20 protein-coding genes and 1 tRNA gene are annotated in these 20,887 nt (G+C 70.3%); 10 read left to right on the top strand and 11 right to left on the bottom strand.

Going from position 1 to position 20,887, the window contains the following annotated elements; all coding sequences use genetic code 11:
* Positions 1-120 precede the first annotated feature (120 nt).
* The gene (locus tag FB157_RS08165) at positions 121-1,308 is read left to right on the top strand and encodes a thiolase family protein (protein WP_145877436.1); all 1,188 of its coding nucleotides are present in this window, start codon (positions 121-123) and stop codon (positions 1,306-1,308) included.
* A gap of 82 nt (positions 1,309-1,390) precedes the next feature.
* Positions 1,391-2,164 carry a sulfite exporter TauE/SafE family protein gene (locus FB157_RS08160; protein ID WP_145877435.1) on the top strand — a complete coding sequence of 258 codons (774 nt, stop codon included), beginning with the start codon at positions 1,391-1,393 and terminating at the stop codon, positions 2,162-2,164.
* On the opposite strand, the gene FB157_RS08155 is transcribed toward FB157_RS08160, so the two are convergent.
* A complete protein-coding gene (locus tag FB157_RS08155) occupies positions 2,153-2,932 on the bottom strand; it encodes an HAD-IIA family hydrolase (protein WP_186581404.1) in 780 nt (259 codons plus the stop codon). The genes FB157_RS08160 and FB157_RS08155 overlap by 12 nt on opposite strands.
* Positions 2,933-2,992: 60 nt before the next feature.
* On the opposite strand from FB157_RS08155, the gene FB157_RS08150 reads away from it, so the two are divergent.
* Positions 2,993-3,739 (top strand): cobalt-precorrin-6A reductase, encoded by a 747-nt coding sequence (locus tag FB157_RS08150; RefSeq protein ID WP_145877433.1) that lies wholly within the window; start codon positions 2,993-2,995, stop codon positions 3,737-3,739.
* A gap of 38 nt (positions 3,740-3,777) precedes the next feature.
* Here FB157_RS08150 and cobF read toward each other — a convergent pair whose 3' ends face one another.
* The gene (cobF, locus tag FB157_RS08145) at positions 3,778-4,557 is read right to left on the bottom strand and encodes a precorrin-6A synthase (deacetylating) (RefSeq protein ID WP_186581403.1); all 780 of its coding nucleotides are present in this window, start codon (positions 4,555-4,557) and stop codon (positions 3,778-3,780) included.
* A gap of 67 nt (positions 4,558-4,624) precedes the next feature.
* Positions 4,625-5,146 (bottom strand): DUF309 domain-containing protein, encoded by a 522-nt coding sequence (locus FB157_RS08140; protein WP_145877429.1) that lies wholly within the window; start codon positions 5,144-5,146, stop codon positions 4,625-4,627.
* A 105-nt stretch (positions 5,147-5,251) separates the two neighbouring features.
* On the opposite strand from FB157_RS08140, the gene FB157_RS08135 reads away from it, so the two are divergent.
* Positions 5,252-5,325, top strand: a tRNA-Pro gene (locus FB157_RS08135).
* 104 nt (positions 5,326-5,429) lie between these two features.
* Here the strand turns inward: FB157_RS08135 and FB157_RS08130 are convergent.
* Positions 5,430-6,440, bottom strand: coding sequence for a DUF2278 family protein (locus FB157_RS08130; protein WP_145877427.1), 1,011 nt, complete (start codon positions 6,438-6,440; stop codon positions 5,430-5,432).
* Between the two features lie 91 nt (positions 6,441-6,531).
* On the opposite strand from FB157_RS08130, the gene FB157_RS08125 reads away from it, so the two are divergent.
* A complete protein-coding gene (locus FB157_RS08125) occupies positions 6,532-7,314 on the top strand; it encodes a hypothetical protein (protein WP_145877426.1) in 783 nt (260 codons plus the stop codon).
* Between the two features lie 68 nt (positions 7,315-7,382).
* Here the strand turns inward: FB157_RS08125 and FB157_RS08120 are convergent, their stop codons facing one another.
* From FB157_RS08120 to iolD, 7 genes are all read right to left on the bottom strand, one after another.
* Positions 7,383-8,015, bottom strand: coding sequence for a polysaccharide pyruvyl transferase family protein (locus tag FB157_RS08120; protein ID WP_145877424.1), 633 nt, complete (start codon positions 8,013-8,015; stop codon positions 7,383-7,385).
* A 213-nt stretch (positions 8,016-8,228) separates the two neighbouring features.
* Positions 8,229-10,247: a beta-galactosidase gene (locus FB157_RS08115; protein WP_145877423.1), complete on the bottom strand. Its 2,019-nt coding sequence runs from the start codon at positions 10,245-10,247 to the stop codon at positions 8,229-8,231.
* A 35-nt stretch (positions 10,248-10,282) separates the two neighbouring features.
* Positions 10,283-11,167, bottom strand: coding sequence for a carbohydrate ABC transporter permease (locus FB157_RS08110; RefSeq protein WP_145877421.1), 885 nt, complete (start codon positions 11,165-11,167; stop codon positions 10,283-10,285).
* Complete coding sequence (locus tag FB157_RS08105; RefSeq protein WP_145877419.1) at positions 11,164-12,144, bottom strand: carbohydrate ABC transporter permease; 981 nt, start codon at positions 12,142-12,144, stop codon at positions 11,164-11,166. Before FB157_RS08105 ends, FB157_RS08110 begins: the two co-directional genes overlap by 4 nt.
* Before the next feature lie 8 nt (positions 12,145-12,152).
* Positions 12,153-13,466, bottom strand: coding sequence for an ABC transporter substrate-binding protein (locus tag FB157_RS08100; RefSeq protein ID WP_145877417.1), 1,314 nt, complete (start codon positions 13,464-13,466; stop codon positions 12,153-12,155).
* A 290-nt stretch (positions 13,467-13,756) separates the two neighbouring features.
* Positions 13,757-14,542: a GntR family transcriptional regulator gene (locus FB157_RS08095; RefSeq protein ID WP_145877415.1), complete on the bottom strand. Its 786-nt coding sequence runs from the start codon at positions 14,540-14,542 to the stop codon at positions 13,757-13,759.
* A 39-nt stretch (positions 14,543-14,581) separates the two neighbouring features.
* Positions 14,582-16,474 carry a 3D-(3,5/4)-trihydroxycyclohexane-1,2-dione acylhydrolase (decyclizing) gene (iolD, locus tag FB157_RS08090; RefSeq protein WP_145877413.1) on the bottom strand — a complete coding sequence of 631 codons (1,893 nt, stop codon included), beginning with the start codon at positions 16,472-16,474 and terminating at the stop codon, positions 14,582-14,584.
* A gap of 174 nt (positions 16,475-16,648) precedes the next feature.
* Between iolD and FB157_RS08085 the strand changes: the two genes are divergently transcribed.
* The 5 genes from FB157_RS08085 (at position 16,649) to FB157_RS08065 (ending at position 20,859) form a co-directional block, all read left to right on the top strand.
* The gene (locus FB157_RS08085) at positions 16,649-17,668 is read left to right on the top strand and encodes a sugar ABC transporter substrate-binding protein (RefSeq protein ID WP_145877411.1); all 1,020 of its coding nucleotides are present in this window, start codon (positions 16,649-16,651) and stop codon (positions 17,666-17,668) included.
* Entirely contained in the window at positions 17,668-18,744 is a 1,077-nt protein-coding gene (locus FB157_RS08080; protein ID WP_186581402.1) for an ABC transporter permease, read from the top strand. Before FB157_RS08085 ends, FB157_RS08080 begins: the two co-directional genes overlap by 1 nt.
* A 5-nt stretch (positions 18,745-18,749) precedes the next feature.
* Positions 18,750-19,661, top strand: coding sequence for an ATP-binding cassette domain-containing protein (locus FB157_RS08075; protein ID WP_145877407.1), 912 nt, complete (start codon positions 18,750-18,752; stop codon positions 19,659-19,661).
* 1 nt (position 19,662) lies between these two features.
* The gene (locus FB157_RS08070; protein WP_145877406.1) at positions 19,663-20,571 is read left to right on the top strand and encodes a sugar phosphate isomerase/epimerase; all 909 of its coding nucleotides are present in this window, start codon (positions 19,663-19,665) and stop codon (positions 20,569-20,571) included.
* 96 nt (positions 20,572-20,667) lie between these two features.
* Entirely contained in the window at positions 20,668-20,859 is a 192-nt protein-coding gene (locus tag FB157_RS08065) for a hypothetical protein (protein ID WP_145877404.1), read from the top strand.
* Positions 20,860-20,887 lie beyond the last annotated feature (28 nt).

The raw sequence follows: 20,887 nt of genomic DNA, 5'->3' as shown, positions 1-20,887 counted from the left end.
TCTTCCCAGGGAGCCGCCCGGAGGTCTATAGTCCAAAACTAGCAGTGCTAATTAAGTGTGCCCGGTGCACACCCGTAGATTCGTGCTGATCCACAGCGTCGTAGGTCAGGAGTCCCAGCCGTGCGTCCCGTCCACTTCGCGGCCGCCCGCCGCACCCCCATCGGCAAGCTGCGCGGAGCCCTGTCCGCCGTACGGCCCGACGACCTCGCGGCGACCGTGATCCGCCACCTGGTGGCCGATGTGCCGGCGCTCGACCCCGCCCGCGTCGACGACGTCTACTGGGGCGCCGCCAACCAGGCCGGCGAGGACAACCGCAACGTCGCCCGCATGGCCGCGCTGCTGGCCGGCCTGCCCGAGTCGGTGCCCGGCGCCACCGTCAACCGGCTGTGCGCCTCCGGCCTCGAAGCCGTCACCACCGCGGCCCGCACCATCGCCGCGGGCGAGGCCGACATCGTGATCGCGGGCGGCTCCGAGTCGATGAGCCGCGCCCCCTTCGTCCTGCCCCGCCCCGACGAGGCCCTGCCGCACCGCATCGAGACCTTCGACACCCGGCTCGGCTGGCGCCTGGTCAACCCGGCCATGAAGGACCTGCACGGCGTGCTGGCCATGGGCGAGACCGCCGAGGAGGTCGCCGAACGCTACGGCGTCTCCCGCGCCCGGCAGGACGAGTTCGCGCTGCGCAGCCACCAACTGGCCGCCGCCGCACGCAAGAACGGCCACTTCGACGACGAGATCCTGCCCGTGGAGCGCCCGGACGGCGTCATGGTGGAGCAGGACGAGTGCGTCCGCGAGGACACCTCACTGGAGAAGCTGTCCCGCCTCAAGCCGGTCTTCCGCGCGGGCGGCACGGTCACGGCGGGCAACGCCTCACCGATGAACGACGGCGCGGCCGGGCTCCTGCTGGTCAGCGAGGAGGCCCTGAACGAGCTGGGCCTGGAGTCCCTCGGCCGGTACGTCGCCGGCGCCTCGGCGGGCGTCCACCCCGACGTGATGGGCATCGGCCCGGTCCCCGCCACCCGCAAGGTCCTCGCCCGGGCCGGCTGGGAGGTCGGCGACCTCCAGGAGGCCGAGTTCAACGAGGCGTTCGCCGCGCAGGCACTCGCGTGCGTCGACCAGCTGGGCATCGACCCCGACCTGGTGAACCCCACCGGCGGCGCGGTCGCCCTCGGCCACCCGCTCGGCTGCTCCGGCGCCCGCATCCTGACGACGCTGCTGCACCGGATGCGCCGCACGGGCGCGGAGCGGGGTCTGGCGACCATGTGCGTCGGAGTGGGGCAGGGGAGCGCGGTGCTGGTCGAGCGGCACTAGCGACGCGCCGACCGGAGGGGGGCTCCGCCCTGCGAGACGGTCCTTACGCCGCCGGATGCGTGCGCATAGCATCGGTTCCCGCATGAACACGATGACGCTCTGGCACCTGTCCGGCTGGGAGTTCGCCGCCCTCGCCTTCGCGGCCCTGCTCGTGGGCTTCTCCAAGACCGCCGTCAGCGGGGCCAACACGGTCAGTCTCGCCGTCTTCGCGGCGGTCCTGCCGGCCCGGGCCTCCACCGGCGTGCTGCTGCCGGTCCTCATCGCGGGCGACGTGCTCGCCGTCCTCACCTACCGGCGGCACGCCCACTGGCCCACGCTGTGGCGGCTGTTCCCGGCGGTCGCGGCCGGTGTGGTGGTCGGCACGCTGTTCCTGGTGTGGGCCGACGACGGGATCGTGCGGACCTCGATCGGCGCGATCCTGCTGCTGATGGCCGGCGTCACGCTGTGGCGGCGGCGCCGGGCCGAGGCGGGGGACGAGCCGGACGCGGTGACCACCCGGGCGGGCCGGATGAAGGCCCGCTCGTACGGCGTCCTCAGCGGGTTCACGACGATGGTCGCCAACGCGGGCGGACCGGTGATGTCGATGTATCTCCTGTCGGCGGGCTTCCGGAAGCTCGGCTTCCTCGGCACGTCGGCCTTCTTCTTCCTCATCGTCAATGTGTCCAAGGTGCCCTTCAGCGCCGGACTCGGCCTGATCGACGGGAACTCGCTGCTCCTCGACGCGGCGCTCGTGGTGTTCGTCGTGCCCGGCGCGTTGTTCGGCAAATGGGCTGTGAACCGGATCGACCAGCGGCTGTTCGAGCAACTGGTGATCGCCGCGACGGTCGTGGGCGGCCTGCAGCTGCTACTGCGCTAGCCCGAGCAGCGCAGGCAGGTCCGCGAAGGAGTCCACGACGTGGTCCGGGGTGCCGCTCGCACCCGCGAGCGTCTCCGGCTGGTACTTCCCCGTACGGACCAGCACCCCCGTGATGCCGGCGCGCTGTGCCGCGACGACGTCCGACTCGACGTCGTCGCCGGCCATCAGCGCCTGGTCCGCAGTCACACCCAGCCGGGCCAGCGCCGCCTCGAAGAACGCCGGGGACGGCTTGCCCATCACCTCCGCCTCGACGCGTGCGGCCTTCTCCAGCCCGAGCAGGAAGGCGCCCGAGTCCAGCTGCAGACCGGCCTCGGTCCGCCAGTACAGGTTGCGGTGCACGGCGAGCAGCCGCGCACCCTGCTGCAGGTACCCGAAGACCCGGTTGAGCGCGGTGTAGTCGAACTCTGGTCCGGCGCCGCCCACGACGACCACGTCGGGACGTTCGTCGACCAGGGTGACGTCACCCAGATCCTCCTCGATGTCACCGCTGTTGAGGAACGCGCATCGGGCGCCCGGAAAGTGCTCGGCGAGGTGGGCGGCGGTGAGCGCGGGCGCGGTGAGGACGTCCTCGGCGTCCACCTCGAAACCGGCCTCCGCCAGGGTTTCGGCGATCGACGCCCGTGTCCGGGACGTCGTGTTGGTCACCAGGGCCACGCCGAGACCGGCCGCGCGAACACTCCGCAACGCCTCCACCGCACCCGGCAGCGGCTTCCAGGAGACGGTGAGGACACCGTCGATGTCGATCAGGACGGCACGCACGGATTCCATGGCCGGACCCTAGCGACCCGGGCGGCGGATCGGTGCGGACGACCTCGTACGCTCACCCTCATGCCCCCGCACATCCTGATCCTCGGCGGCACCGCCGAGGCCCGGCACCTCGCCGCCGACCTCGCCGCCCGACCCGGAGTCAGGGTCACCACGTCGCTGGCGGGCCGGGTCACCCGCCCGGGAGTGCAAGCCGGCGAGGTACGGATCGGCGGGTTCGGCGGTGCGGAGGGCCTTGCCGACTGGCTGCGCACGCACGACGTGGACGCCCTCGTCGACGCCACGCACCCCTTCGCCGAGTCGATCACGGCGAACGCGGCCCGCGCGGCCACGGCCGCCTCGGTCCCCGCGGTCGTCCTGCGCCGCCCCGGCTGGTGCCCGGCCCCCGGCGACCGCTGGTACGACGTCGCGTCCCTGGCCGCCGCCGCCGAGGCACTGCCCGGCCTGGGCCGCCGGGTGTTCCTCACCACCGGCCGACTGGGCCTCGCGGCCTTCGCCCATCTGACGGACCTGCACTTCGTCGTACGGTCGGTCGACCCGCCCGAAGCGCCCCTGCCGCCGCACACCGAAGTGATCCTGGCCCGCGGCCCCTTCACCCTCGCGGGGGAGACCGAGCTGCTGCGCGCCCACGCCGTCGACGTACTGGTGACGAAGGACAGCGGCGGCGACGCCACGGCCGCCAAGCTGACGGCCGCACGGGAACTCGGGCTGCCCGTGGTCGTCGTACGACGTCCCCCGCTCCCGGCCGGCGTGACGGCGGTTCCGGACGTGTCGGCCGTACTCGCCCGGCTGGGGTTCGACGGCTTCTGACCACCAAGCCCGACGGACCGGCCTTCTCGACCCGCCCGTCAGGATTCCCCTGGATCGGGGTGCCTGCGCAGCAGATACGTGTCCATGATCCACCCCTTGCGCTCCCGGGCCTCGGCGCGCAGCCGCTCGATGCGCGGGGCCGCCTCGGCCAGGGGACCGGAGACCAGGATCTCGTCCGGGGTGCCGAGGTAGGCGCCCCAGTAGATGTCGATGTCCTCCCCGGCGTACTTCCGGAAGGCCTGGTGCGCGTCCAGCATCACGACGACGTCGTCCACCCCCTCCGGGAAGCCCTCCGCCAGCCGCCGCCCGGTGGTGATCTGCACCGGCCGCGCCACTCGGTTCAGCCCCGTACGATGCCGGGCCACCAGCGAGGAGACGCTGCTGATACCGGGCACCACGGCGTACTCGAACTCCACCGCGCCCCGGGCCAGCACCTCCTCCAGGATCCCCAGCGTGCTGTCGTACAGCGACGGATCCCCCCACACCAGGAACGCCCCGGTGCCGTCCTCGCCCAACTCCTCGGAGATCAGCCGCTCGTAGATGCCGGCGCGGGCACTGCGCCAGTCCTCCACGGCCGGCGAGTACGCGGCCCCGCCCGCCCCGCGGTCCCGCTCCGGGTCACGGGCCTCCACCACCCGGTACCCGCCCTCGGGCCGGTGTGCGTCCACCATGTCCCGGCGGAGCCGGGTCAGATCGCTCTTCACCTCGCCCTTGTCGAGCAGGAAGAACACGTCCGTGCTCCGCAGTGCCTTGACCGCCTGCAGGGTCAGCTGGTCGGGATCGCCCGCACCGATACCGATGACATGAATCTTTCGCACACCCCGAGTCTGCCGCATGCCACCGACAGTGAACCCACCGCCTCCGCGGGGCCCCGGCGGCCCTCGCTCAGGAACCGAGCCGCGGCGCCTCGACCCCCGCGTCCACGGGCCCCGCCCCGCGATCCACCCGCCCGGCCAGCTCCCGGGCCCACCCGGCCAGCCGGTCCAGCTCCATCCCGTACGGCCGCGTGTCGGACCGCCCGGCCGCCCACTCCTCGATCGCTCCCGCGCCGCGCCGCAGCAGCCGCGCCCCACCGACGCTGTTGCCGCGCGCCGCGTGGGTGAGCCCCACCGCCAGCTGTGCCAGTCCTCGCCACAGCGTCCGCTCGGACTCGGGCCCGGACTTCCAGGCGTCCTCGAACACTTCATGCGCGTGGAACGGCTTCCCCGCGTCCAGCAGGGCCTGTGCCTCTGCGACCGTCTCCAGCGGGGACCTGACGACCCCTTCCGGCTGGCGGGCCACCCCGTCCGCCCCGTACGGCAGCGGCCGTCCCAGCCCGTCCCGCGGCCGGGCGCTCCGTGCCCGCCCCGCCACGTCCCGGTCCCGGCTGTCCGCCGGCCTTCCCGCCGCTGCGCCCGCGTTTCCCATACGACCGATTGTCGCCGCCCCGCCCCGGGCCCTCTTCGGCGCACCCCCGCCGGTGGGGTAAAGTTCTGTTCGCGCGATCACGCGGGTCACCGCGAGTGAGCGCATCGGGACGTGGCGCAGCTTGGTAGCGCACTTGACTGGGGGTCAAGGGGTCGCAGGTTCAAATCCTGTCGTCCCGACTTGTGAAAGTCGCAGGTCAGAGCCCGTTTCGGAGAAATCCGAAACGGGCTCTTGGCCGTTTTTGGGGACCGGTGCACTGCGCCTGCTGCGGAGTGACGGGATCTCAGAAGGTGATGGTCCGGCCCTCGCGTCGCGCTTGCTGCGCGGTGTAGGAGACGCCGTGGACCTTGAGGCCGTCAGGGTCGAGCAGGGTGATGGTGCCGCCTTGGTCGCCGAGGTGGAATCCGTTGCCGTCGGCCGGGACGGTGAGGGTGGTGCCGGGCGGGAGTGTGCCGGTGGGGAGAGGGATGGTCTGCCGGTTCTGGTCGGCGAGGTGCCATCCCCGGAGGTCGACCGGGGCGGGGGAGGCGTTGAGCACCGTGATGGTCTCGGCCTCGGGCGCGGGGCCGACGGGATTGACCAGCGCGGCCATGATCCGTACCGGTTCCTCGTGGTCGCTGGGGCGGGGCGGTGCGGTGCCGATGGGGTTCCCGGTGGCGTTGTCGGTGTGCCAGGCCTGGGACTGGAAGGCCAGGAAGACGGCGACCCAGCGGTCCTCGGCCGGGAGGTGCACGAGCAGGGCTCCGTCCTGCCGGACTCCGTTGTCGGAGCGGAAGCGCCCGCTGTTGCCCTGGTTCATGTGGATGTCGTGGACGCCGTTGCCGGGCTCGAACCCGAACACCTTGTCGGCGGCGCCCGTCTCGGGTCCCCATTGCTGTCCGAAGACGTAGAGGGCGGCGGTGGGATCGGCGATGGCCCGCTGCACGTAGTGGTCGAGCAGATCGGCCAGGTCGTTGTCGGCGCCCACGAGGTCGGGCGGGAGGGTCCGCATCGAGGCGGGGTCGAAGAGGTTGCCGCGGATGAAGTCCAGGGCGGCGGCGCCCGGCTGCGACGGCAGGGCGGTCCATCCGCCGCCGGCCGGGGGAAGCAGCTGCGTCACGGGGTGGCGGAAGTTGTCGTCGGCCAGGTAGAGCAGCTCCGAGGGCGCCTGCTGGGACTCGACGTTGACCGCGGCCCGGTAATGGGTGCCGGCGTCGTCGGTGAGGTGGATCTGGTAGTGCGGGGTGTCGCTGGATCCCTCCCGGCGCCGGTCGACGGCGCGGGCGGCCAGCACCCCGTATCTCTTCAACGGCATGACTCGTCCTCCGAATCGTTGGGAACGGTAACGGCCCCAGTGTTCGAATACTCAGAGTGCATATACCATCACATTATGCGATAAAGGCACTATGGCAGAGACCCTGACGGCCGCCACCGCCGAAATCAAGATCAGCTTTTCCGGCGACGAAGCTCGGGGGGCCCTCGCCGCGCTCGGGCTCCGGGCCGGCGAGGGCCGCCGTCGCACCATTCACTTCTGGGACAGCCCGAGGAGGGGCGGTGACGGCATCTCGCTGCCCTTCCTCGAGCGAGGGGTCATCTTCCGTCTGCGCGTGGACGACGGGGATCACGGGGACGAGCGCGAGATGGACATGACCGTCAAGCTGCGGCCGTGCCCGCCGCTGCCGCCCGAGTGGCAGAAGAACCTCAAGGATGAGGACGAGGAGTGGGAGTTCAGGATCGAGGAGGACCGGACCGGTCCCGCCTTCAGGCCCATGCTGTCCGCGTCGCTGCAGGACGACCGGAAGGCCGACGAGGAGCTTGTCGAGTCGGCGCTCAGGCCTGAGCGCGGTGCGCTGGACGGGCTCCTCACCAAGCCGCACCGCCACCTGCTGCGGGATGCGGTCGAACTGGAGAAGGGTGACCTCAAGGGCCTGAGGGCGCTCGGCCCGGTGCGCGCCGTCAGGTGGAAGCAGGACTGGGACACTCTGCCGCACTCCGTGGCCCTCGAGGAGTGGTCCGTCAAGGACCTGCACTTCCTCGAGGTCTCGGTGCGCGCCGACATCGCCGACGCGACCAGGACAGAGGAACTGCTCGCACAGGCCCTGCGCAACCGCGACGTCGACCTGCCGCGAACCGGCGAGATGAAGACCAGGCTCGTGCTGACCGCCCTCGCCCGCGACCCGGCGCCCTGACGACGCCTCGGATCGAAGTCGGACCGAAGGACGACTCGCATCGCGCCTGTGTCGCGTGCGGTCAATGCTCAGTAGACCGCCCTCAGCGCGTCGACCAGTGTGGTCTGAATCTCGGGGAGCGGGCGGTCGAGGGCGGTCAGATAATCCGTGAACTTGTAGTCCACGTAGGGGATGTCCTCACCCCCGGTCCGCGCGTACGGAAGGCGCATCGAGGGAATCCCGAACGAATCCGCGACCGCGATCCCGTGCAGTGACGAGGAGGCGACGACCGCGCAGGAGGTGATCTGCGCGATGACCTCGTCCACCGGACGGGTCACGTCGATCACGGTGTCCGCGTCCGGATACGGCCGGCGGTCCAGCCAGTGCGGCACCACACCGAGCCGGTGCTTCACCACCGGCGACCGCTCCCACAGTGCGCCGACCAGCAGTCCCGGGTCACCGAGCGGCACATCGACGCCCAGGTAGGCGGCGGTGTGCGCGCCGCGGGCCGCCAGTACCGTCCGCGGCGGAGCCCACAGGGGAAGCGGATGCATCAGACCGGAACCCCACACCACCGTGGCCGGATTCGTCAGCTTGTGCAGGATCGACCCGCACGCCACGAGTTCCGCGTCGCGGACGGAGACTCTCCGCACGCGAAGGCCGAGGCGCTCCAGGATCAGCGGACCGAGGGCGTCGCCGAAGTTCTCCCGGCTGTCCGGCATACGCCACGACCACACACCGATTGGCTCCCGCCCCATCAGCCCGCGACCTCTCGTTGCTCCTCGTCGTTGGAACCGTCCTCGGGATTTTCCACCAACCGGTCGGAGGCGGTGCTCTGACGCGCCCGAGGGGGCGGGAGAGGGCGCGTCCGGCTGATGTCCCCCGGCCGGGCGGGCGCACCCGCCCGGCGGGTGCGCCCCCTCACCGGACGCGGCTCACCGACCGCGCGGCTCCCGGACCACCGCCACGTCCCCGGGCGCGACCGTGACCGAACCGGCCGTCTCCTTGCCGGTGAGCAGCTCCGTGGCGCCCGGGGCGACGGGCAGGTCCGCGCCCCGGCCGGAGTGGTCGATCACGAAGACGTAGTCCGCCTCCGGGCCGCGCCTGCGGACCACCTCCACACCGTCCGGGGCGGTGCGCACCGGCTCCACGCCCGCCTCGGTGCGGATCCGGTCCAGGAGGGCGGCGAGTGTGGCCGGGTCGGGGAGCGTGGCCAGGTACCAGGCGGTCCCGGTGCCGTAGGCGTGCCGGGTGACCGCAGGGACGCCGTCCAGCGGGCCGTCGGCGTACGCCGCGACCTCCTCGGCGCCCTCCGGACGCAGCCGCTCCGACCACAGCGTGCCCGTCGCGCCGTCCGGCACGGCACCGCTCAGGGCGATCCGCTGTCCGGGCAGCAGGGGGAACGGCTCGTCGGAGCGCACACCCAGCACGTCCCGGAACGCCCCCGGGTAACCGCCCAGCCGCACATGGCAGTTCTCGTCCACCGCCCCGCTGTGGAAGCCGACGGCGAGGGTGCCGCCCCGCCCGGTGTACGCCGCGAGGTTCGCCGCGCCGGTGTCGTCGACCAGGTACAGGTTCGGCGCCAGGACCAGCCGGTAGGCGGACAGATCCGCGTCGGGGCGGACGAAGTCCACGGCCACGCCGGACCGCCACAGCGGCTCGTACCAGGCCCGGACCAGGTCCAGGTACCGCAGTTCGCCGCTCGGCTGGGAGGGCAGTTCCAGGGCCCAGCGGGCGTTCCAGTCCCAGACGACGGCGACCTCGGCGGGACCGGTGCTGCCCCGGACCTCGGCCAGGGCCTTCAGGTCGGCGCCCAGGCGGACCACGTCCCGCCAGATCTGGCTGTCGGTGCCCGCGTGCGGCAGCATCGCCGAGTGCCACTGCTCGGCGCCCGCCTTCGCGGCCCGCCACTGGAAGTACGCGATGCCGTCCGCCCCGCGCGCCACATGGGCCAGTGCGTTGCGGCGCAACTCACCCGGGTTCTTCGCCCGGTTGACGGGCTGCCAGTTCACCGCGCCGGTGGAGTGCTCCATCAGCAGCCACGGGCCGCCCGCCAGCGAGCGCATCAGGTCGCCGCTCAGCGCGATGTCGATCTCCGACTCGGGGTCGGCCGACATCAGGTAGTGGTCGTTGGCGACGATGTCCAGCTCCGGTGCCCAGCGCCAGTAGTCGAGGGCGTCGAAGGTGGCCATCACCATGAAGTTGGTGGTGGCCGGGATCGCGGGGGCCGCCGCCCGCAGCACGTCCCGCTCGGCCGTGTACAGCGACAGCAGCTCGTCGGAGCAGAAACGGCGCCAGTCCAGCTGGTGCGTCGGGTTGGGTACGGCGCCGGTGGCGCGCGGCGGCAGGATCTCCTCCCAGTCGTAGTACCACTGGGACCAGAAGGCTGTGCCCCAGGCGTCGTTGAGGGCGGCCAGGTCGTCGCCGTAGCGGGCCCGCAGCCAGCGGCGGAAGGCCGCCGCGCTGGTGTCGCAGTAGCAGGCCGCGTTGTGGCAGCCGTACTCGTTGTGCACGTGCCACATGGCGACGGCCGGATGACCGGCGTACCGCTCGGCCAGCGCGCCCGTGATGCGCAGCGCCGCCTCGCGGTAGGCGGGGCTGGAAGGGCAGAACGTCTGCCGGCTGCCGTAGGAGAGGGTACGGCCGTCCCGGTCGGCCGGCAGCGCCTCGGGGTGGGCGCGGAAGAACCACGCCGGAGGCGCCGCCGTGGAGGTGGCCAGGTCGGCGGCGATACCGTTCTCGTGCAGCAGATCCAGGATCCGGTCCGTGCGCGAGAAGTCGAACTCGCCCTCGGACGGCTCCAGCAGGGCCCAGGAGAAGATGCCGACGCTGACCAGGGTCACCCCGGCCTCGCGCATCAGGCGCATGTCCTCGGCCCACACCTCCTCGGGCCACTGTTCGGGGTTGTAGTCGCCGCCGTAGGCGAGGCCGGGGACGGACAGGGTGCGTTTCACTGGGATTTCTTCGTTCTCTTTCAAGTGCGTGCGCCTCAGCCCTTGTTGGAGCCCAGGGTGAGACCGCTGACGAACTGGCGCTGGAGCGCGAAGTACACGATCAGCGTCGGTATCGCGGTGAGCAGGGCACCGGCGGCCACCAGGTTGGGGTCGGTGAAGTACTGGCCGGAGAGGTTGTTCAGCGCCGAGGTGATCGGCATGTTCTCACCGGTCGAGATCAGCACCAGGGCCCAGAAGAAGTCGTTGTAGATCCAGATCGACAGCAGGGTCGCCAGGGCCGCCATCGCCGGCTTGCACAGCGGCAGCGTGATCTGCCAGTACAGCCGCCACACCGAGGCCCCGTCGACCAGCGCGGCCTCCGTCAGCTCGTGCGGCAGCGAGCGCATGTAGTTGCTCAGCACGAAGGCGCAGAAGCCGGACTGGAACGCCACATGGATCAGCACGAGCCCGAGCGCGGAGTCGTACAGCTTGCCGCTCGCCGTGATGCCGGGCAGGTCGGTGAGCAGGTACAGCCGGTACAGCGGGGTGATGATGACCTGCTGCGGGAGCAGGTTGCCCGCCGTGAAGACCAGCAGCAGCGCCAGGTTGAGCCGGAAGTCGAACCGGCTGACGTAGAAGGCGACCATCGACGACAGGAACAGCGTCAGCAGCACGGCCGGTACGGCGATGATCAGCGTGTTGCCGAAGTAGTGCATCATGTCCGACTGGACGAACGCGTTCTTGAAGTTGTCGAAGTTCAGCGTGTCCGGCCAGGACACATAGCCCTTGGCGCTGGTCTCGCTGTACGGCCGCAGTGCCGAGAAGACCGCCCACAGCAGGGGCGCGAGCCATGCCAGGGCCGTGCCGGCGAGGAAGACGTGCAGCAGGACGCGGGCCGGCCGGACAGGGGGGCGCCGCTTCAGCGTGACAGTCGTGCTCATGCGCGCCGCTCCTTCCGGAAGGTGGCGATCAGATACGGGATGATCACCGCGAGGGAGATCACCAGCAGGACGACCGCGATGGCCGAGCCGTAACCGATCCGGCTGGACTCGCCGATGATGTTGTTGGTCACCAGGATCGACAGCAACTCGGTGCCCTGCGCGCCCTTGTTGAAGACGAAGACCAGGTCGAAGGCGCGCAGCGCCTCGATGATGGTGACGACCAGGACGACCGTGTTGGTCGGGCGCAGGGTCGGGAAGATGACGTTCTTGAACGTCTGCCACTCGCCCGCGCCGTCCAGCGCGGCGGCCTCCCTGAGCGACGGGTCGACGCTCTTCAGGCCGGCCAGGTACAGGATCATCATGTAGCCGGTGTGCCGCCAGGAGGCGGCGATGAGCACGGCCCACAGGTTCAGCTTGGGGTCGCCGATCCAGTCGATGTAGTGGCCGGGCCTGTTGGCCCCGATGATGCTGTTGATCAGGCCCGTGTCCGGGTTGTAGACGAGCTGCCAGACGAAGCCGATGCATGCCATGGAGATGACGACAGGCAGGAAGAACGCGGTCTGGTAGACGCGGCTGAACCGGATCTTCTTGTCCAGCTGCACGGCGAGGAACAGGCCGAGCGGCGTCGGGATCAGGATCAGCACCACGAACCAGACGACGTTGTGCTGGACGGCCGGCCAGAACTGCGGGTTGTCGTTGAAGAGCTGGGTGAAGTTGTCGAGGCCGACCCACTTGATCGAGTCGAACCCGATGCCGTCCCAGGTGGTGAAGGCGAGCGCGATGGAGGCGAGGGCGGTGACCCAGACCAGGGCCACGTGCAGGACCGTGGGCACGCCCGCCATCAGGGCGAGCGTGAGCCGGTCACGGCGGGTCAGCAGGCGCCGGTGGCCCTGCGCGCCCCGCTTGGATGCGGAAGCAGCGCCCGGAGGCGGCACGTCGGCCGCCTCCGGGGTCTTCGTCGTCGTGTCGGTCGTCATGCCGCTGCTCACGAGGATGCGAAGATCTGCTTCTTCTGGCGCTCGATCGACGACAGCAAGCTGTCCACGCCCTTGGGGTTCTGCAGGAACTTCTGCAGTCCGGGCTGCATCACCGTCGAGGTGAAGTCCGGCCGGGAGTCGCGGTCCATGAACTGGGTGAGGCTCTTGGCACCGCTGATCATGTCGAACGCCTTCTTCTGCAGCGCCGAGTAGGAGGAGGTGTCGGCCTTGCCGGAGGCGGCCACCACGCTCGGGTCGCCCTTGAGGTAGGTCTGCTCGGCGTCCGGGGAGCCCAGGTACTCCAGCAGCTTCACCACCCCGGCGTGGTTCTTGGGGGCCTTGCTGACCATGAAGCCGTCGGTGGGCGCCTCGACGGTGTCCTGGCCGAACGTGGGGTTGATCTCCGGGAAGGGGAAGAAGTCGAGGTCGTCCAGGTCGGCCTTGGCGGTGAACTGCTGGGCCACGAAGGAGCCCAGGAGGTACATGCCGGCCTTCTTGGACACGAGCGACTGGGCGGCGTCCTGCCAGGTGCGGCCCATGAAGCCGTCCTGGTGGTAGGGGAGCAGCTCGGCCCAGTGGTCGAAGGCGGCCTTGACCTTGGCGTCGGTCCAGGAGGCCTTGCCCGCCATCAGCTGGACGTGGAAGTCGTAGCCGTTGAGGCGGAAGTTGATCTGGTCGAAGGTGCCCATCGCGGGCCAGGCGTCCTTGTCGCCGAAGGCGATCGGGACCAGGCCGTCCTTCTTCATCTGCTTGCACAGGGCGACCAGCTCGTCCCACGTGGCGGGGACCTTGTAACCGTGCTGCTGGAAGACGCTCTTGCGGTAGAAGACCGCCCACGGGTACGTGGTCAGCGGCACGAAGTAGTACTTGCCGTCCTCGCCCTTGCTCAGCTTCTTCATCGCGTCGGGGAAGTTGTCCCCGATCTTGGCCCACACGTCGTCGATCGGCGTGGCCAGCTTCTTCGCCGCGAAGAACTGCATCCGGTAACCCGCGAACCAGTTGAACACGTCGTCCGGAGTGCCCTGCAGGTAGGAGTTGATCTGCTCCTGGAAGGTGTTGTGGTCCTTCGTGTTCACATCGACCGTGATGCCGGACTGCTTCTTGAAGGCCGCGTAGACATCTGTGAAGGCCTTCTTCGGCACGGCGTCGGAGGCGTTGGAGCCGAGGGTGACGGTCTTCGGGTCGGAGGACGAACCGCTGCCGCCGCAGGCGGACAGCAGGGGTATGCCGGCACCTGCGAGGAGGGCGGCACCGCCCGCTCCGCGCAGCAGCGAGCGACGGCTGGGACCCGGGACCGAGAGACCGGAAGGGGAGAGGCGCATGGCGGCTCCTGAGGCATACAGGGTTCGGTCAAGGGGATGAGTCGATCACCGAAAGGTCTTCGAAACCGATCAGAAACCAACTCGACCGAACATCGTGGGCGTAATAACAGCCCCATGTCCGCTCATGCGTCAATAGCTCGGGTCGCACTGGGGGGTCTCTTGCCCGAAACGTAATCGTCATCGTTACCTGCAACTTTGTTGAAGGGCAGGCAAAGTGGCCCCCGCGGCAACTGCGGCCGCGGGGGCTGTGTGAACACGAGTGATTCCGTTTCCTGGTCTGACCAGGAGTGTCAGGGTCTGACCAGAAGCTGGAAGTCGAAGGCGTAGCGCGACGCCCGGTAGACATGGGTGCCGTACTCCACCGGCCGCCCGGTGTCGTCGTAGGCGGTGCGCTGCATGGTGAGCAGGGCCGCGCCCTCCTTCTCGTCCAGCAGTGCGGCCTCTTCGACGGTGGCGCTGCGCGCGCCGACGGTCTGGCGGGCGCTGTGCAGGCTGATGCCCACCGAGCGCATCATCCGGTACAGACCCGTCGACTCCAGCCGCCCGGTGTCGAGTTCGAGCAGTGCCGCGGGCAGGTAGTTGCACAGGAACGCCACCGGCTGTCCGTGGGTGCAGCGCAGCCGCTCCAGCACGACGACCTCGGCGCCCTCGGCCATGCCGAGGGCCGCGGCCACGTCGGCGCCGGCCGGGACGCGTTCGTTGCGCAGCACCCGGGTGGTCGGGCCCTGTCCGGCCGACTCCAGGTCGTCGTAGAGGCTGCTCAGTTCCAGGGGCCGTTTGACCTGACTGTGCACCACCTGGGTGCCGACGCCGCGGCGGCGCACCAGCAGCCCCTTGTCGACCAGGGACTGGATGGCCTGGCGGACGGTCGGCCGGGACAGGCCGAGGCGCACGGACAGGTCGACCTCGTTGCCCAGGAGGTTCCCGGGGGCGAGGATGCCGTGCTCGATGGCCGCCTCCAGCTGCTGGGCGAGCTGGTAGTAGAGCGGCACCGGACTCGTGCGGTCCAGATCGAAGTCCAGTGAGTCGAGCGCGGAGCCGGCCACGGGACGAGCGGGGTCACCGGTCCTCGGCACGGGGGACCTCCTTCCAGAACACGGACGGGGCGGGGTGGTTCACAGGTGCCGGCGGCGGCCGGCCACCTGGCGGTCGTAGTCCTCGCGGGCGTGTACGGCAGCCTCGCGGGTCGCGGTCTCGGCCACCGGTACGTCCCACCAGGCCTCGGCCCCGGGGGCGGTGGGCGCCGGGCCCGAGGTGTCCGTCTCCACGTGGACACAGGTGGGGGTGTCGGCCGCGCGTGCGGTGGCCAGCGCCGCGCGCAGCTCCCGTACGGTCCTGGCGCGCAGGACGTCCATGCCGAGGCTGGCCGCGTTGGCGGCGAGGTCGACGGGGAGCGGGGCTCCGCTGAAGGTGCCGTCGGCCGCGCGGTACCGGTAGGCGGTGCCGAACCGTTCGCCGCCGACCGACTCGGAGAGGCCGCCGATGGAGGCGTACCCGTGGTTCTGGATCAGGACCAGCTTCACGGGCAGCCCCTCCTGCACGGCGGTGACGATCTCGGTCGGCATCATCAGATAGGTGCCGTCACCGACCAGCGCCCAGACCGCCCTGTCCGGGGCCGCCTGCTGCACTCCGATCGCGGCCGGGATCTCGTAGCCCATGCACGAGTAGCCGTACTCCAGGTGGTACTGGCGCCGTGAGCGGGTCCGCCACAGCTTGTGCAGGTCGCCGGGGAGCGAGCCCGCCGCGTTGATGACGACGTCGTCGTCCCCGACGACCGCGTCCAGCGCGCCGAGCACCTGCGTCTGGGTGGGTGCGGCGTCCTCGTCGGCGGCGCCGAAGGCGCTCTCCACGACCTGTTCCCAGCGCTCCTTGCCCGCCCGGTACTCGGCCTCGTACGCCGGGTCGACGCGGAAGCCGGCCAGACCCTCGGCGAGCGCCTCCAGGGCGGCCCGGGCATCGGCGACCACGGTCAGCGCGGCGAGCTTGTGGGCGTCGAAGGCGGCGATGTTGAGGTTGAGGAAGCGGACCCCGGGATGCTGGAACAGGGTGCCGGAGGCGGTGGTGAAGTCGGTGTAGCGGGTGCCGACGCCGATGACCAGGTCGGCGCCGCGGGCTAGGTCGTCGGCGACCGCGGTGCCGGTGTGGCCGATGCCGCCGAGATCGGCCGGGTGGTCGTGCCGCAGAGAGCCCTTGCCCGCCTGGGTGGCGGCGACCGGGATGCCGGTGGCGTCCACGAGGTTCCGCAGCGCGTCCTCGGCGCGGCTGTGGTGGACCCCGCCGCCCACGACGAGGAGCGGCCTGCGGGCGGTCCGTACCGTCCGGACGGCCTCCGCCAGTTCCTCCGGGTCCGGTGCGGGCCGGCGTACGGTCCACACGCGTTCGGCGAAGAACTCCTCGGGCCAGTCGTACGCCTCCGCCTGCACGTCCTGTGGCAGGGCGAGGGTGACCGCGCCGGTCTCGGCGGGGTCGGCCAGCACGCGCATCGCCTGGAGCGCCGACGGGATCAGCTGCTCGGGGCGGGTGATCCGGTCGAAGTAGCGGGAGACCGGGCGCAGCGTGTCGTTGACGGAGACGTCGAACTGGCCGGGGTGCTCCAGCTGTTGCAGCAGGGGATCGGCCGGGCGGGTGGCGAAGTAGTCGCCGGGCAGGAGCAGTACGGGCAGCCGGTTGACGGTGGCCAGGGCGGCGCCGGTGACCAGGTTGGTCGCGCCCGGGCCGATGGACGTCGTCACGGCCTGTGCCGAGAGGCGGTCGAGCTGGCGGGCGTGTCCGACGGCCGCGTGCACCATCGCCTGCTCGTTGCGGCCCTGGTGGTACGGCATGGCATCACCGTGTTCGAGCAGCGCCTGGCCGATCCCCGCCACGTTGCCGTGTCCGAAGATGCCCCAGATACCGGCGATCAGCCGGTGCCGTTCGCCGTCGCGCGCGGTGTACTGGGCGGACAGAAACCGCACCAACGCCTGGGCGACGGTCTGACGGCTCGTCGATGCGCTCCTGGAGTGGCTCATGCCTCACAGGTGTAGGCGGGAACGGGCAGCGTTGTCAATGATTTGTACTTACATTCGGACCTGCTTGTGAAATGATGTCTTAACAAAGTATTGACAGCGGGCTCTGCAGGGGCTTGTATCCCGTCCCAACGCAACAGCGTCCCTTCCCCCGTAGCACAGTGAGGTGCAGGACAGATGGACCGCTCTTCGCACTCCCGCCCCCGCAGACTGGCCCCCGTCGTGGCAGTGGCCGCTGCGGCAGCCCTGACACTCGCCGGCTGTTCCAGCAGCTCCGGCGGGAAGAAGGCCGAAGAGGGAGGGTCGGGTGCCTCAGCGGGCAAGGCCAATACTCCCCGCATGACAGTCGCGCTGGTCACCCACCAGTCGCCGGGCGACACCTTCTGGGACATCGTCCGCAAGGGCGCCGAGGCCGCCGCGGCGAAGGACAACATCAAGCTGATCTACTCCGCCGACCCGAACGCCGGCAATCAGGCCAACTTCGTGCAGAACGCGATCGACCAGAAGGTCGACGGCATAGCGGTCACCCTGGCCAAGCCGGACGCCATGAAGGCCGTGGTCGGCAAGGCCGGCGCGGCGAAGATCCCCGTCGTCGGCCTGAACTCCGGGCTCAGCGACTGGAAGAAGCTCGGTCTGCTGCAGTTCTTCGGGCAGGACGAGACGGTGGCGGGCGAGGCGTTCGGCAAGAAGCTGAACGAGGTGGGAGCCAAGAAGGCCGTCTGTGTGATCCAGGAGCAGGGCAACGTCGGCCTCACCCAGCGCTGCGACGGCGTGAAGAAGACGTTCTCCGGCAAGACCGAGACGCTGTACGTGAACGGCACCGACATGCCGTCCGTGAAGTCCACGATCACGGCCAAGCTGAAGCAGGACAGCGCCATCGACTACGTGGTCACGCTGGGCGCCCCCTTCGCGCTGACCGCGGTGCAGTCGGTGGGCGACGCCGGCAGCAAGGCCAAGGTCGCCACCTTCGACCTGAACAACCAGCTGACCGGTGCCGTCCAGAAGGGCACCATCCAGTTCGCGGTGGACCAGCAGCCGTACCTGCAGGGCTACCTCGCGGTCGACTCGCTGTGGCTGTACAAGAACAACGGCAACTACAGCGGTGGCGGCGAGCAGCCGGTGCTGACCGGGCCGGCCTTCGTCGACAAGTCCAACGTCGACCGGATCGCCGCGTTCGCCGCGAAGGGCACCCGGTGATGAGCATGACTCAGCAGGCTGAGCCGGCGGTCGGGAGACCGCCGGCGTCCGGCCCCGAGCAGACCGACGGCCGCACCGCCCGGCGCCCGCTGGCGATCCGGCTGCTGGCCCGCCCCGAAGTGGGCGTCTTCCTGGGCGCCGTGGCCGTCCTGGTCTTCTTCCTGATCGCCGCGCCCTCGCTCCGCCAGGGCGGCTCGTTGGCCACGGTCCTGTATCAGTCCTCGACCATCGGCATCATGGCTCTCCCGGTCGCCCTGCTGATGATCGGCGGCGAGTTCGACCTGTCGTCCGGTGTCGCCGTGATCAGCTCCGCGCTCGTGGCGAGCATGATCAGCTACCAGCTGACGATGAACGTGTGGGTGGGCGTGATCGTCGCGCTGTTCGCCTCGCTCGCCGTCGGCGCCTTCAACGGCTGGATGGTGGTCAAGACCGGCCTGCCCAGCTTCCTGGTCACCCTCGGCTCCTTCCTGATCCTGCAGGGCGCCAACCTGGCCGTGACCAAGCTGGTCACCGGCAACGTCGCCACCGACGACATCAGCAACATGGACGGCTTCGACCAGGCGAGGAAGATCTTCGCCTCCTCCGTCGACATCGGCGGGGCCGAGGTGAAGATCACGGTCTTCTACTGGGTGGCCTTCGCGGCCCTGGCCACCTGGGTGCTGCTGCGCACCAAGTACGGCAACTGGATCTTCGCCGTCGGCGGCAGCAAGGAGAGCGCCCGCGCCGTCGGTGTCCCGGTGAACTTCACCAAGATCACCCTGTTCATGCTGGTCGGCTTCGGCGCCTGGTTCATCGGCATGCACAACCTCTTCTCGTTCAACACCGTGCAGTCCGGTGAGGGCGTCGGCCAGGAACTCATCTACATCGCCGCGGCGGTGATCGGCGGCTGTCTGCTCACCGGCGGCTCCGGCTCCGCGATCGGCCCGGTCTTCGGCGCGTTCATGTTCGGCATGGTCAACCAGGGCATCGTCTTCGCGGGCTGGAACCCCGACTGGTTCAAGGCCTTCCTCGGCGTGATGCTGCTCGGTGCCGTCCTGATCAATCTGTGGGTCCAGCGCACGGCGACCCGGAGGTAGGACCGATGACAAGCAACGGAACCGGAACCCACGGAGCCGTCCTGAAGAACACCGCCCCCGCCGCGGACGGCCCCCTCGTCGAACTGCGCGGCGCGGGCAAGTCCTACGGCAACATCCGCGCCCTGCACGGCGTCGACCTCAAGGTCCACGCGAGCCAGGTGACCTGCGTGCTCGGCGACAACGGTGCCGGCAAGTCCACCCTCATCAAGATCATCTCCGGACTGCACCAGCACACCGAGGGCGACTTCCACGTCGACGGCCGGCCGGTGCGCTTCGGCAGCCCGCGCGATGCCCTCGCCGAGGGCATCGCCACCGTCTACCAGGACCTCGCCACCGTCCCCCTCATGCCGGTGTGGCGGAACTTCTTCCTCGGCTCCGAGATGACGAAGGGCCCCTGGCCCGTCCGCCGGCTCGACATCGACACGATGAAGAAGACCGCCGACCGGGAACTGCGCAACATGGGCATCGTGCTGGACGACCTGGAGCAGCCCATCGGCACGCTCTCCGGCGGCCAGCGCCAGTGCGTGGCCATCGCCCGCGCCGTCTACTTCGGCGCCCGTGTCCTGATCCTTGACGAGCCGACCGCCGCCCTCGGCGTCAAGCAGTCCGGGGTGGTGCTGAAGTACATCGCCGCCGCCCGCGACCGCGGCCTCGGCGTCATCTTCATCACCCACAACCCGCACCACGCCTACATGGTCGGCGACCACTTCAGCGTGCTGCGCCTGGGCACCCTCGAACTCAGCGCCGGCCGCAGCGAGGTCAGCCTCGAGGAGCTGACCAACCACATGGCCGGCGGCGCCGAACTCGCCGCGCTCAAGCACGAGCTGGCCCAGGTCCGCGGCGTCGACGTCGAGGAGCTCCCCGAGAAGGAGGACCTCACCGCACCTGTGAAGACCCCCTCGGAAGGGACCACCTGACATGGCGAACCCGACTCCGCTCGACCGCATCCGGGTCGGCTCCGCCCCCGACTCCTGGGGCGTGTGGTTCCCGGACGACCCGCAGCAGGTCCCCTGGGAACGCTTCCTGGACGAGGTGACCGAGGCCGGGTACGACTGGATCGAACTGGGCCCGTACGGCTACCTCCCCACCGACCCGGCCCGGCTCAAGGACGAGTTGGGGCGGCGGGACCTGAAGGTGTCGGCCGGTACGGTCTTCACCGGCATGCACCGCGGCCCGTCCGTCTGGGACGAGACCTGGACCCACGTCAGCCAGGTGGCCTCCCTGACCCAGGCCATGGGGGCGCGGCACCTGGTCGTCATCCCCTCCTTCTGGCGGGACGACAAGACCGCCGAGATCCTGGAGCCGCCGGAGCTGACGGCCGGGCAGTGGGCGCACCTGACCAAGGGCATGGAACGGCTCGGCCACGCGGTGAAGGAGACGTACGGCCTCGAACTCGTCGTGCACCCGCACGCCGACACGCACATCGACACCGAGGAGCACGTCGAGCGGTTCCTCGACTCGACCGACACCGAGCTGGTCAACCTCTGCCTGGACACCGGGCACTACGCCTACTGCGGCGGCGACAGCGTCAAGCTGATCGAGACCTACGGCGAGCGCATCGGCTATCTGCACCTCAAGCAGGTCGACCCGGAGATCCTCGCCGAGGTCGTGGCGAACGAGGTGCCGTTCGGGCCCGCGGTGCAGCGGGGCGTCATGTGCGAACCGCCCGCCGGGGTGCCCGCGTTGGGGCCGGTGCTGGAGGCGGCGCAGCGGCTCGGCGTGGATCTGTTCGCGATCGTCGAGCAGGACATGTACCCGTGCGAGCCGGACAAACCGCTGCCGGTCGCGGTGCGGACGCGCAGGTTCCTGAGGTCGTGCGGGGCCTGAGGGGTTCGGCCCCGGGCCTGCCGGGAACCAACGGTGGCGAGCGGGCGTTCTGACCGACGACGGGGGAACGCCTGCGAGCACGGGAGGACGGACGACATGGCTCACCGCACGGAACCGCACAAGACGTCCCAGCACGCCGCCGAGGCGGCCGACACCTTCGGCCGCTTCAGCCGGCTGCCCGAGCGGATACGACCCGAGGACACGGTGGAGACGAGGCCGGCGACCCTGCCGGACCCGGCGCGGGACACGTACAACGCGGACGAGTGGCTGATCCGGTACTGCGGCTGACGGAGCCGCCGCTCCGGCGCGGCGCGTC

Source organism: Streptomyces sp. BK340 (assembly GCF_007827595.1).
Classification (GTDB): Bacteria; Actinomycetota; Actinomycetes; order Streptomycetales; family Streptomycetaceae; genus Streptomyces.
This window is presented reverse-complemented; position numbering and strand designations above follow the sequence as displayed.

Bases quoted from the DNA above. Each gene is read 5' to 3' on its own strand.
- FB157_RS08100 (WP_145877417.1), bottom strand. From the start codon at position 13,466: ATGCGCCTCTCCCCTTCCGGTCTCTCGGTCCCGGGTCCCAGCCGTCGC.
- FB157_RS08105 (WP_145877419.1), bottom strand. From the start codon at position 12,144: ATGACGACCGACACGACGACGAAGACCCCGGAGGCGGCCGACGTGCCG.
- FB157_RS08070 (WP_145877406.1), top strand. From the start codon at position 19,663: ATGGCGAACCCGACTCCGCTCGACCGCATCCGGGTCGGCTCCGCCCCC.
- FB157_RS08120 (WP_145877424.1), bottom strand. From the start codon at position 8,015: ATGCCGGACAGCCGGGAGAACTTCGGCGACGCCCTCGGTCCGCTGATC.
- FB157_RS08150 (WP_145877433.1), top strand. From the start codon at position 2,993: ATGCCCCCGCACATCCTGATCCTCGGCGGCACCGCCGAGGCCCGGCAC.
- FB157_RS08155 (WP_186581404.1), bottom strand. From the start codon at position 2,932: ATGGAATCCGTGCGTGCCGTCCTGATCGACATCGACGGTGTCCTCACC.
- FB157_RS08140 (WP_145877429.1), bottom strand. From the start codon at position 5,146: ATGGGAAACGCGGGCGCAGCGGCGGGAAGGCCGGCGGACAGCCGGGAC.
- FB157_RS08110 (WP_145877421.1), bottom strand. From the start codon at position 11,167: ATGAGCACGACTGTCACGCTGAAGCGGCGCCCCCCTGTCCGGCCGGCC.
- FB157_RS08085 (WP_145877411.1), top strand. From the start codon at position 16,649: ATGGACCGCTCTTCGCACTCCCGCCCCCGCAGACTGGCCCCCGTCGTG.
- FB157_RS08130 (WP_145877427.1), bottom strand. From the start codon at position 6,440: ATGCCGTTGAAGAGATACGGGGTGCTGGCCGCCCGCGCCGTCGACCGG.
- FB157_RS08065 (WP_145877404.1), top strand. From the start codon at position 20,668: ATGGCTCACCGCACGGAACCGCACAAGACGTCCCAGCACGCCGCCGAG.
- FB157_RS08075 (WP_145877407.1), top strand. From the start codon at position 18,750: ATGACAAGCAACGGAACCGGAACCCACGGAGCCGTCCTGAAGAACACC.
- FB157_RS08125 (WP_145877426.1), top strand. From the start codon at position 6,532: ATGGCAGAGACCCTGACGGCCGCCACCGCCGAAATCAAGATCAGCTTT.
- iolD (WP_145877413.1), bottom strand. From the start codon at position 16,474: ATGAGCCACTCCAGGAGCGCATCGACGAGCCGTCAGACCGTCGCCCAG.
- FB157_RS08160 (WP_145877435.1), top strand. From the start codon at position 1,391: ATGAACACGATGACGCTCTGGCACCTGTCCGGCTGGGAGTTCGCCGCC.
- FB157_RS08080 (WP_186581402.1), top strand. From the start codon at position 17,668: ATGAGCATGACTCAGCAGGCTGAGCCGGCGGTCGGGAGACCGCCGGCG.